The organism is Streptomyces boninensis, assembly GCF_048572725.1.
Lineage (GTDB): Bacteria > Actinomycetota > Actinomycetes > Streptomycetales > Streptomycetaceae > Streptomyces > Streptomyces boninensis.
In genome coordinates, this window is the sequence record NZ_CP183837.1 from 3,044,309 (window position 1) to 3,055,628 (window position 11,320).

10 protein-coding genes are annotated in these 11,320 nt (G+C 70.8%); 2 read left to right on the plus strand and 8 right to left on the minus strand.

Features of this window, described 5'->3' with window-relative positions:
• Positions 1 to 48 precede the first annotated feature (48 nt).
• The 4 genes from ACNNMR_RS13785 to ACNNMR_RS13800 all read right to left on the minus strand — a co-directional run bounded on the left by ACNNMR_RS13785 (position 49) and on the right by ACNNMR_RS13800 (position 3,743).
• Positions 49 to 1,137, minus strand: a complete 1,089-nt coding sequence (locus ACNNMR_RS13785; protein WP_419994885.1) for a hypothetical protein — start codon at positions 1,135 to 1,137, stop codon at positions 49 to 51.
• 79 nt (positions 1,138 to 1,216) lie between these two features.
• Complete coding sequence (locus ACNNMR_RS13790; RefSeq protein WP_419994886.1) at positions 1,217 to 1,717, minus strand: hypothetical protein; 501 nt, start codon at positions 1,715 to 1,717, stop codon at positions 1,217 to 1,219.
• 66 nt (positions 1,718 to 1,783) lie between these two features.
• Positions 1,784 to 3,061 carry a glutamate-5-semialdehyde dehydrogenase gene (locus tag ACNNMR_RS13795; RefSeq protein WP_420000356.1) on the minus strand — a complete coding sequence of 426 codons (1,278 nt, stop codon included), beginning with the start codon at positions 3,059 to 3,061 and terminating at the stop codon, positions 1,784 to 1,786.
• Between the two features lie 154 nt (positions 3,062 to 3,215).
• Complete coding sequence (locus ACNNMR_RS13800) at positions 3,216 to 3,743, minus strand: hypothetical protein (protein WP_419994887.1); 528 nt, start codon at positions 3,741 to 3,743, stop codon at positions 3,216 to 3,218.
• Between the two features lie 286 nt (positions 3,744 to 4,029).
• On the opposite strand from ACNNMR_RS13800, the gene ACNNMR_RS13805 reads away from it, so the two are divergent.
• Complete coding sequence (locus tag ACNNMR_RS13805; protein WP_420000357.1) at positions 4,030 to 5,295, plus strand: phospholipase D-like domain-containing protein; 1,266 nt, start codon at positions 4,030 to 4,032, stop codon at positions 5,293 to 5,295.
• 133 nt (positions 5,296 to 5,428) lie between these two features.
• Here the strand turns inward: ACNNMR_RS13805 and proB are convergent, their stop codons facing one another.
• A complete protein-coding gene (gene proB, locus ACNNMR_RS13810) occupies positions 5,429 to 6,550 on the minus strand; it encodes a glutamate 5-kinase (protein WP_419994888.1) in 1,122 nt (373 codons plus the stop codon).
• Positions 6,551 to 6,786: 236 nt separating this feature from the next.
• Between proB and ACNNMR_RS13815 the strand changes: the two genes are divergently transcribed.
• Positions 6,787 to 8,889 carry a hypothetical protein gene (locus ACNNMR_RS13815; protein WP_419994889.1) on the plus strand — a complete coding sequence of 701 codons (2,103 nt, stop codon included), beginning with the start codon at positions 6,787 to 6,789 and terminating at the stop codon, positions 8,887 to 8,889.
• Between the two features lie 111 nt (positions 8,890 to 9,000).
• On the opposite strand, the gene obgE is transcribed toward ACNNMR_RS13815, so the two are convergent.
• The 3 genes from obgE to rplU all read right to left on the minus strand — a co-directional run bounded on the left by obgE (position 9,001) and on the right by rplU (position 11,167).
• Positions 9,001 to 10,446, minus strand: a complete 1,446-nt coding sequence (gene obgE / locus ACNNMR_RS13820; RefSeq protein WP_419994890.1) for a GTPase ObgE — start codon at positions 10,444 to 10,446, stop codon at positions 9,001 to 9,003.
• Positions 10,447 to 10,569: 123 nt separating this feature from the next.
• Positions 10,570 to 10,830, minus strand: a complete 261-nt coding sequence (gene rpmA, locus ACNNMR_RS13825) for a 50S ribosomal protein L27 (RefSeq protein WP_419994891.1) — start codon at positions 10,828 to 10,830, stop codon at positions 10,570 to 10,572.
• 13 nt (positions 10,831 to 10,843) lie between these two features.
• Entirely contained in the window at positions 10,844 to 11,167 is a 324-nt protein-coding gene (gene rplU / locus ACNNMR_RS13830; RefSeq protein WP_419994892.1) for a 50S ribosomal protein L21, read from the minus strand.
• Between the last annotated feature and the right edge of the window lie 153 nt (positions 11,168 to 11,320).

Below are 11,320 nucleotides of genomic sequence, written 5' to 3' on the forward strand. Positions count from 1 at the left end.
CCCCTCCCAGCCCGCACCGAGCCCAAGCCTGGCGAGCGGACGCCCGGGCTACGGCGACGGCTGCGAGCTCGGCGACAGCACGCCGCAGAGGTTCGCCTGGCGGTCGCCCGCCCGTGCGTACGGGTCCGTGCCGGCCCGCCCGAGCCCCCGGTCCTTCTCACCCGCGAGCAGCGGCTGCAAGTACCCGGAGGGATCCGTGGAGCAGCCCAGCGGCCCCGCCGCCAGCGTGCTCGCCACCGGCCGCAGCTGATGCTGCCGCAGGTTGTCGCGGTCGAACCGCATCCGCACCACCCGGTGCGCCGTGAACAGCGACGCCGGCTCCCGCCCGTCCTCCGCGGACGACGCCCCCTCCGCGGGCCGCAGCGCGTACACGAACGTGTGATCCGCGACGACCTCCAGCTCCTGCGCATTGGCCTCGGCATACGTGACGGTGCCGTCCACCCGCACCTTCCGGTCCGCGAGCGCCACCCGCGCCGGGTTGAACCGCACCATCCACCCCGTCGCCGCATGCTCCCCGTCCGCCACCGGCCGGTCCACGCTGCGGTCGAACTGGGCCAGCAGATCCGGATCGAGCTGCAGCCGCACCGCCCGGGTGTCCCCGCCCGTGAGCGTCCGCGGCGTGATCGCCGAGTTCAGGACGTACTCCTTGGCCAGGTCCAGCGCCGCGCTGACCTGCTCCCGGGAGAAGTGCGCCGTGCCCCGCCCGGACGGCAGGATCACCCCGGCCGCCCCGGTACGGAAGTGCACCGCCGGGCTGTGCTCGTACAGCCGCTTAGCGCCGCCCCCGGGCACCGGGCCCGACGGCGTCAGCGGCACCACCGACGCATGCAGCGGATCGGTGTCGGCGCGCGCGGGCGGCTGCTGGTACGGATGCCGGATGCCCATGTAGATCGCCGTGCCAAAGGCCACGGCGATCAGCAGCACCAGCACCAGCGCCTGCTTCGACACCCCGCTGACGCTGCTGCGCCGGCGTCTGACGGCGGGCGAGTGATCGCCCATCCGCTCCTGGGCCGAGTACTCCTCCAGGCGGGCAGCATTGACGAACGACTCGTCGAATACGACGGATCGGAACTCGTCTTCGCCGCCTCCCGGAACGCCGTCGGGTGTCCCCTCTGGAGGGTCTCCACGCCCGGTCATAACAGAAGGGTAGGTCGCCCCGCCCGTTCGTAAACCGCCCCCGTCACCACAAGTTACGCACGGCAGGCGATTACCTGCGTCAACGCTGCGCCACAGGCGCAGAGGGCACGCCGGACTCCGCCGACGTCGAGGAGCTGCTGGAGCCGCCCGGAGTCGGCGCCTCGTCCTGCCCCGACCCGCTGCTGCGGTACACGGCCGTGAAGACCAGCGCCACGATCCCGACGCCCATCACGACGGCGAGGATCAGCGCGACCGGGCGCTGCCAGCGCAGGTGTCCGCGATACGGGCTGAGCCGCCCGCCGTAGGGTCCGTACGGGCCATAGCCGTCCTCGTCGAGGCCGTCGTCGAACTCCGGCTCCCCGGCCAGCGCCGCCTCGGCCTCGACCCGCGCCTCGGCGGCCGCGACCATCCGCTCCACCGCGCTGGGCTCGTGAATCCGCGCCGCGTGCACGAATTCCTCGTCAAGAATGACCGCGGCGAACTCATCCTCCGCGGCCGCGTCGCTGCCCTCATAGACAGAATGGCTGTCGGGCTCCTCGCCGTCCTGGAACGGCGGCCTGCCCCCCACGTCGTCCGGCACACCCAAAGCGTAGACCGAACCGGTCAATTTGGGCAGGGCGTGCCGGATGACCAAAGCGCCGCCAGGCTATGGCCGCGGGCCGCCCTTCAGGTGTCCGTCGCCGGTGACCACGTACTTCGTCGAGGTCAGCTCGGGCAGGCCCATCGGCCCGCGGGCATGGAGCTTCTGCGTGGAGATGCCGATCTCGGCGCCGAAGCCGAACTCGGCGCCGTCGGTGAAGCGCGTGGAGGCGTTCACCATCACGGCCGCGGAGTCCACATGGGCGACGAAGCGCCGGGCGGCGGCGGTGTCGCGGGTGACGATCGCCTCGGTGTGGCCCGAGGACCAGGTCCTGATGTGCTGGACGGCATAGTCGAGGGACGGCACCACGCCGGCCGCGATGTCGTACGACAGATACTCCGTGTCCCAGTCGTCCATCGTGACCGGCACCACCTCGACCCCGGCGGCCGCGCCCGCCTTCGCCCAGGCCTCGTCGCCGTGCACCGTCACGCCCGCGTTCTTGAGCGCCGCCAGCGCCCGCGGCAGGAAGGCGTCGGCCACCTCCTGGTGCACCAGCACGGTCTCGGCGGCATTGCACACGCTGGGTCGCTGGGCCTTGGAATTGACCAGAATGTCGACGGCGAGGTCCACATCGGCGTGCTGGTCCACGTACACATGACAATTGCCCGTGCCGGTCTCGATCACCGGGACCGTGGACTGCTCCACGACCGTACGGATCAGGCCCGCCCCGCCGCGCGGGATCAGCACATCCACCTGCCCGCGGGCGCGCATCAGCTCCTGCGCCGCCTCCCGCGACTCCCCCGGCACCAGCTGCACCGCGTCGGCGGGCAGCCCGGCGCCGCCGACCGCGTCCCGCAGGACGGTGACCAGCGCGACATTCGACTTGTACGCCGAGGAACTGCCGCGCAGCAGCACCGCATTGCCGGACTTCAGGCACAGCGCGGCGGCGTCCACGGTGACATTGGGCCGGCCCTCGTAAATGATCCCGACGACGCCGAGCGGGACCCGCACCTGGCGCATCTCCAGACCGTTCGGCAGCGTGGAGCCGCGGACCACCTCGCCGACCGGGTCGGGGAGCCGCACCACATCCCGCACATCGGCGGCGATGGCGCGGACCCGCTCGGGGGTGAGGGTGAGGCGGTCGATTATCGCGTCGGAGGTGCCGGCTTGACGGGCCCGTGCCACGTCCTCGGCATTGGCCTCGACGATCTCTCTCGTACGCACCTCAAGGGCGTCCGCGATCGCGAGCAGCACATCGTCCTTGGCGGCCCGCGGCAGCGGGGCCAGGTCGGCGGCCGCGGCCCGGGCGCGATAGGCGGCCCGGAGCACCGGGGACTGGGGCATGGGGTCGGGGGCGCTGAGACGAAAGGAGTCGCTGCCGCTACCGCTGCTGAAGCTGCTGCTCATGCGATGCAGGGTAGCGAGGCGCGGGTGCGGCGGGCCGAGTTTTCCACAGGCTGAGATCTTCCGGGGCTCTCAGCGCACGGTCAGGGCGCACTCAGAACGGGTGCACCCCCACCGGATGCGCCGGCGGCGGCCCGTACCCATCGGCCACCCGCTGGTGATACGTCTCCCGGTCGATCACCTCAAGGCCGACGATCTCCCACGGCGGCAGCTTGGCCGAGGTGCGGTGCTCGCCCCACAGCCGCAGCGCCACCGCGGCGGCGTCGTGCAGGTCGCGGGCCTCTTCCCAGTATCTGATCTCGGCGTGGTCGTTCGCGTACCGGCTGGTCAGCAGGAACGGGTGGTCGTGCGCCAACTGCTCCAGCGACCGCCGGACCTCCTTCAGCGGCGCCTCGGGACCGGAGACGCTCAGCGTGATGTGCCACAGCCGCGCGGTCTCCCGCTCCGGCTCCCCGCTGCCCAGGCCCCTCAGGTGCTCGACGCTCCGCGGCCCCGCCTGGCGGCCGTCCACCGCCGCTGTGCCGTCTCCCTCCGTCCCGTCCGCTCCCGGACCCGTCCCGACGCTGGACAGGTTCCGTTCCGCCACAACTCGGGGCAGCGCCCCCGGGCGCCCTCGACTCACGGGCGGCCTCCTGAATACGTATCTTCACTGACCGCCTTCCAGCGACGGTCCCATCAACAAAGTTGACCAGTCTCAGCGGCGCGATGGGGCGCTTTTCGTTGAACCGCTGCGATCCGGCGGGCAGTTTCGGCCGCGTGCGTCCTTGAACAAGGTCATATCCCGATGAGATCCTCACCCGGCTGACCAGTCGAACACGTACACATGCAACGCGCGTTCGTGGGGGCGGATGCGCCGGAGAGAGGGGTTTCGATTGGTCGGGCTACGCACGCTTGCCATCGCCGTGATCATGACCGCCGCGGGCGCGCAGCCCGCCCTGGGGGCATCGCCTTCCGCCGCGCAGCCGGCCGCGCCGGCGCCCGGAATCCTGGCCGAGGGCCCGGTCTTCAACGATCCGCTCGGCACCGACGCCCAGAAGTACGCGATACGCGAGCGCATACTCCAGCTCACCGCGTCCGCCGTGCCCGGCTCGTCGATCAAGGTCGCCATCTATCACATCTGGGACCAGCCGGTCATAGACGCACTGATAGCCGCCCACCGCCGCGGCGTCCACGTCCAGATCCTCCTGGACTCCACCAACAAGTCCGACCCGAAGGGCACCCCGGCCTACAACCAGCTCCTCGCCGAGCTGGGCTCCAACACCGCCCAGGGGTCGTTCATACGCCTCTGCCCCACCGGCAAGTCGTGCCTTGGCGACCCGCAGTTCGGCGTCTCGATCATGCACAACAAGTTCTTCCTCTTCTCCCAGGTGGCGGGCGCCTCGAACGTGGTCGTGCAGACCACCTCCAACATGACCCCGGGAGCCTTCTCCCGCTTCAACAACGACGCCCTGATCCTCCCGGACAACCCGACGCTGCACACGGCGTACTCGAATTACTTCCGCGATCTGCTGGCGACGAACTGGCAGGCCTGGCGGTACCGGACGGTGGGCACGGACCCGTACAAGGCCTACTTCTTCCCGCGGGCCGGCACCACGAACTCCACGGACACGATCGACGCGATCCTCAACAACGTGCAGTGCACGTACCAGGACGCGAGCGGTGCGACGCAGCGCACGAAGGTGCGGGTCGGCATCTTCAAGATCACGCGAAAGGTGATCGCGGACAAGCTGACCGCGCTCCAGAAGGCAGGCTGCACGGTAGACGTCGTCTACGCGGAGGCGGACAGCGCGCGGAGCCAGAACGGCTCCCCGGGCACATGGGACGCGCTGCACGCGACGGGCGGCCCGTCGGTCCGCTGCTACAACGACCCGCGCAACCCGAACGACCCGTCGAAGCCGCTGTCGACGCCGTACATCATCCACTCGAAATACCTGCTGGTGGACGGCATGTACCTGGGCGCAAGAGACAAGCTGACCTTCACGGGCAGCCACAACTACACGGGCCCGTCCTTGCGCGAGAACGACGAGACGCTGGTGAAGGTGGACGACGACTCGGTCCACGACGCGTACGCCCTGGGCTTTGCCCGCATCAAGGCGGCGTCGTACCCGGGTACGTCAGACTCGACAGACCTATGCATGGGCGTCAAGCCCCTGCCGCAGGACCCGGAGACGTAGGCCGCCCGCCCAGGGAGGGTCGGGGTGGAACGACGCCGCCGAAAAAACCCAGCACCGAGCAGCGCGCCGACCACAGCGTTTTTTCGGTGGTGTCGTGGAACCCCGGCCCGGCCCACACTAAGGACCCGCGCGCTCAGCGCAGCAGGACCAGATCGTCCCGGTGGACGACCTCCCGCTCGTACGCCGGACCGAGCTCCCGGGCCAGGTCCCTCGTCGAGCGCCCCAGCAATTGCGGCAGCTCCCCGCTGTCGAAGTTCACCAGCCCCCGCGCGACCGCCCGCCCCCCCGTGTCATGCAGCTCCACCGGATCCCCAGCCGCGAAGACACCCTCCACCGCCTTGATCCCCGCCGGCAGCAGCGACTTCCGCCGGTCCACCACCGCCTCGACGGCCCCGGCGTCCAGCACCAGCGCCCCCTGGGGCGTAGACGCGTGCGCCAGCCACAGCAGCCGCCCCCGCCCGCGCCGCCCCGTCCGGTGGAAGTACGTCCCCGTCGCCGCCCCGCCGAGCGCGGCGTCCGCGTACACCGCCGACGTCAGCACCACCGGCATCCCGGCCGCGGCAGCGATCCGCGCCGCCTCCACCTTCGTCGCCATCCCACCCGTGCCGACCCCGGCCGCACCCGCCCGCTGCCCGATCTCGACCCCGTCGAGCTCCGCGTGATCGCGGACCTCCTCGATCCGCGACGCCCCGCCGCTGGACGGCGGCCCGTCGTACAGCCCGTCCACATCCGACAGCAGCACCAGCAGATCGGCCCGTACGAGATGCGCCACCAGCGCCGCCAGCCGGTCATTGTCGCCGAAGCGGATCTCATCCGTGGCGACCGTGTCGTTCTCGTTGACCACCGGCACCGCACCCATCGCGAGCAGCTGCTCGAAGGTCCGGTACGCGTTCCGGTAGTGCGCCCGCCGCGCCATGTCGTCCGACGTGAGCAGCACCTGCCCGACGCGCCGCCCGTAACGGGCATACGACGCTGTGTAACGGGCCACCAGCAGCCCCTGCCCCACAGAAGCGGCGGCCTGCTGCCGCGCCAGGTCCCGGGGCCGCCGCGAGAGCCCCAGCGGCGCCAGACCAGCGGCGATCGAGCCGGACGACACGAGGACGATCTCCCGCTCGCCATGCTTGGCCAGCACGTCCACCAGGGCATCCACCCGGTCCGCGTCCAGCCCGCCGGCCGCCGTGGTCAGCGAGGAGGACCCCACCTTCACCACGACCCTGCGGGCCTCGGCCACATCCTTGCGTCGTACACCTGCCATGGCCGCAATCTACGGCAGGCACCCACGCGGCCGCCCCTTCGTTTCACCGTACGGACGGCGTCAACGACAAAAGTACCTTTGACCCTATTTAGCGGCTTGTGGGCAGCGGAAGATTGTCTATAAGGCTGTGGCCGTCATACGGTCAGGGGTCAATCTTGCACCGCAGCCCCCGCCAGGGCGGTGATAAAGCCGTCCCGGCACTGTCCGACCCCCCTTCCTGCCAGGAGCTACCCCCCGTGCAGATCGCCGGATTCTCCAATCGCCGAGCCGTGCAGCTCTCGGCGCTGTTCGCGCTGCTAGCGGCCTTCGCCGTGCAGCTCGTCGGCGCCCTGCTGCCCAGTGTGCCCATGCTGATCGCGGCATCGGCAGCGGGCCTCGCGCTGGATCTGTACCTCCAGCACAAGCAGCCCGGCCTGCTCTCCCTGCTCAGCAAGGTGCGCTTCGATGTGCAGCTGCGCCAGCTGCTGCGCGACATGTTCATCCTGCTCGGCCTCTTCCAGATCGACGGCATCGCTCCGCTGGAGGAGCAGTCGCCGATCACGGTGATGCTGCTCGCCCTGTACGGCACCCACTTCGTCAGCCAGGCCCTCGCCGTGCTGGTCCGCCGCACCCGCCAGCTGCCGATCGTCACCCGTAACATCGACGCCTCCGCGCTCGGCCTCACCGCCGGCCCGCCGCGCATCCTCGCGCGCCGCCCGAGCCACCGCCTGCTGTACGTCTCCGTGCCGGCCACCATCGGCCTGCTGCTGACCACCGGCACCCGCGACGCCGTATGGGGCGACATCGGCCTGGGCCTCGCCCTGGCCCTGTCCATCGGCGGCGCCGTCTACCTCGCCACCTGGCTGCTGCCGGGCAAGCGCACCCCGTCCGACGACAAGGTGCGGGCGTGGATGAAGGGCTGGCTGGACGCGTATCAGCCGACCGTCGGCATGTACTTCTCCGGCGGCGCCTCGTCCGCGTACCAGGCGAACATGTGGCTCTCCACGCTGGCCGCCCTCGACGGCAAGCCGATCATCGTGCTCCGTGAGCGCTTCATGGTGCAGAAGATCGAGGCCACCGAGGTGCCGATCGTCTGCATCCCCAAGGTCGCCGACCTGATGATGCTGGAGCACTCCACGCTGAAGGTGCTGCTGCACCCGGCGAACTCCGGCAAGACCTCGCAGGTCCTGCGCATCCCGTCGATCAAGCACGCCTTCACCAACCACGGCGAGAGCGACAAGCTGTCGTCCTGCAACCCGTACGCCAAGGCCTACGACGAGGTCTGGGTGGCCGGGCCCGCGGCCCGCGACCGCTACCAGCTCGCCGACGTCGGCGTCGAGGACAAGGACGTCGTGGAGGTCGGCCGCCCGCAGCTGGCGCCGATCACCGCCTACGCCGGTCCCCCGGCCGCCGACGGCTACACCGACGTGCTCTACGCCCCCACCTGGGAGGGCTGGGACGGCAACCCGGGCAACACCTCCGTGGTGCTGGCCGGCGAGAACATCGTCCGCGAGCTGCTCGCCGACCCCAAGGTCCGCCTCATCTACAAGCCGCACCCGATGACCGGCTCGGTCGACAAGCGGGCCGGCGAGGCCGACCAGCGGATGCGCGCCATGATCGCCGACGCCGCGGCGCGGCGCTCCGGCGCCCGCCCGGGCCCGGAGACCACGGCCGCCCTGGAGAAGGCCACGGCCGAGCTGGAGCACCTCACCGCGACCGGCTTCCGCAAGGGCGCCGACGAGGTCGAGCGGATGCTGCTGCAGTCCAAGGTCGAGGAGGGCCGCGCGGAGGCCATCCAGGCCGCCGTGGACGCCTGGGAGGCCGCCTTCTGGGCCTCGGTCCCGGACTGGGAGCACCAGGTCGTCACGGGCCCGCGCCCCGGCGTCTTCTCCTGCTACAACAAGGCGGACGTCCTGATCGCGGACGTGTCCTCGGTGATCTCGGACTACCTGTCCAGCGAGAAGCCCTACGCCGTCGCCAACACCAGCGGCAAGGCGGAGGCCGACTTCATCGCGGAGTTCCCGACCGTACGGGCCGCGACGATCCTGACGCCCGACGCGAAGCAGGTCGGCGACCTGCTGGCGTACGTCCGCGACCCGTCGCTCGACGCCCTGTCCGGCGCCCGCGCGGAGCTCAAGGAGCACCTGCTGGGCCCGTCGGATCCGCCGTCCCTGGTCCGCTTCGACGCGGCGGCGCTGGCGCTGCGCGACAAGGCGGAGGAGCGCGCCCGCCGCATGGAGCTGCGCGGCGAGAGCGACGTCCCGGGCCCGCGCAGCGAGCGCGAGGACGCGGCGGAGGAGCTCGAGCTGGACCCGTCGGAGTCGGCGGAGGTGTCGGAGTCGGAGGTCGCGGAGGTCTGACCCGCGCCCAGGTAGATGACTACGGCCCCGAGGCAGCGCCTCGGGGCCGTAGTCATGGCCGGGGGTCTGGGGGCGAAGCCCCCAGGATTTCTCTCGTGGCCTCTACGGGCCCTACACGGGCCCGTCCGCCCCGAACGGATCGAAGTCCCCGTACTCCTCATCCGCCTGCTCCGCCTCGCGGTCCTTGCGGCGCTGAGCAGCAGGCCGGGGCGTATCGAAGCGGTTGTCCTCGCCGCGACGGCCCAGCATCTCGGCGCCGGTGGCCATCGTCGGCTCCCAGTCGAAGACGACCGCGTCGTCGCCGGGGCCGATGGCGACCGCGTCGCCGGGCCGGGCGCCGACCTTCTTGAGCTGGTCCTCGACGCCGAGGCGGTTCAGGCGGTCGGCGAGGTAGCCCACGGCCTCGTCGTTCGAGAAGTCCGTCTGCCGCACCCAGCGCTCGGGCTTCTCGCCCCGTACGCGATAGACGTCGCCCTCCTGCTTCACCGTGAAGCCGGAGTCGTCCACCGCCTGCGGCCGGATGACGATCCGCGTCGCCTCCGCCTTCGGCTTGGCGGCGCGCGCCTCGTCGACGAGCTTGGCGAGCGCGAAGGACAGCTCCCGCAGCCCTTCGCGGGATACGGCGGACGCCTCGAGGACCTGATAGCCGCGGGCCTCCAGGTCGGGCCGGACCATCTCCGCCAGATCCTTGCCGTCCGGGATGTCGATCTTGTTGAGGACGACCACGCGCGGCCGCCCCTCGAGCCCCCCGTACTCGGCCAGCTCCGCCTCGATGATGTCCAGGTCGCTGAGCGGGTCCCGCTCCGACTCCAGCGTGGCGGTGTCGAGTACGTGCACCAGCACGGAGCAGCGCTCGACGTGCCGCAGGAACTCAAGCCCGAGCCCCTTGCCCTGGCTGGCCCCCGGGATCAGCCCGGGGACGTCGGCGATGGTGTACGTAACGGCGCCCGCGGTCACCACGCCCAGGTTCGGGACCAGGGTGGTGAAGGGGTAGTCCGCGATCTTCGGCTTGGCGGCGGAGAGCACCGAGATGAGGGACGACTTCCCGGCGCTCGGATAGCCGACGAGGGCCACGTCGGCGACGGTCTTCAGCTCGAGGATGACGTCGTCGGTACGGCCCGGCTCGCCCAGCAGCGCGAAGCCGGGGGCCTTGCGGCGGGCGGAGGACAGGGCGGCGTTGCCGAGGCCGCCGCGGCCGCCCTGGGCGGCGACGTACGTGGTCCCCTGGCCGACCAGGTCGGCGATGACCTCGCCGGACTTGTCGAGGATGACGGTGCCGTCGGGCACGGGCAGGACGAGGTCCTTGCCGTCGGCCCCGGCGCGGTTGCCGCCCTCGCCGGGCTTGCCGTTGGTGGCCTTGCGGTGCGGCGAGTGGTGGTATTCGAGGAGCGTGGTGACGTCCTGGTCGACGACGAGGATGACGTCCCCGCCGCGGCCGCCGTTGCCCCCGTCGGGGCCGCCGAGCGGCTTGAACTTCTCCCGGTGCACGGAGGCGCAGCCATGCCCGCCGTTGCCCGCGGCGACATGGAGCTCGACGCGGTCGACGAAGGTGGTCATTGTGGAGGGTCCTCCGATACGTGCGGAATGTTCTAAGACGTAACACGCTGAGGGCGGACCCGCTTCCCGTGCTGCGTAAGCCCGGGAGCGCGATCCGCCCTCAGCGTTTGGTCGGTGGCTGCCCTACTCGGCAGCGGCCGGAACCACCTTCACGACCTTGCGGCCGCGGGCGGTGCCGAACTCCACGGCGCCCGCGTCCAGCGCGAACAGCGTGTCGTCCTTGCCACGGCCGACGCCGGCGCCCGGGTGGAAGTGGGTGCCGCGCTGGCGGACGATGATCTCGCCGGCCTTGACGTTCTGGCCGCCGAAGCGCTTAACGCCAAGGTACTGGGGCTTGGAGTCGCGACCGTTCCGGGTGGACGATGCGCCCTTCTTGTGTGCCATGTCTCCTCAGTCCTTACTTCGCGGCCGGCGCGGGGATGCCGGTGATCTTCAGCGCGGTGTGCAGCTGGCGGTGGCCGATCCGCTTCTTGTAGCCCGTCTTGTTCTTGTACTTCTGGATGCGGATCTTGTCGCCCTTGTGGTGGTCGACGACCTCGGCCGTGACCTTCACACCGTCCAGCACCCACGGGTCGCTCGTGACCGTGTCGCCGTCCACGACGAGCAGGGTGGAGAGCTCGACGCTGTCGCCGGGCTTGGTGGTGGAAAGACGGTCAACCTCGATGACGTCGCCAACAGAAACCTTCTGCTGACGGCCGCCGGTGCGCACGATCGCGTACACGCGGAACTCTCTCTCTTGCTCGTGGTGGGGCCTCTGACGCTAGCCCCCGGGGCCGGGCGGGCCGATGACCCGTCTGATCCCGAGCGGCCTCTCCTGGCCGAGGGCCGGGAGGGAAGGTGGCTCAGAGACAATCGGCGTGCACTACTCACACAC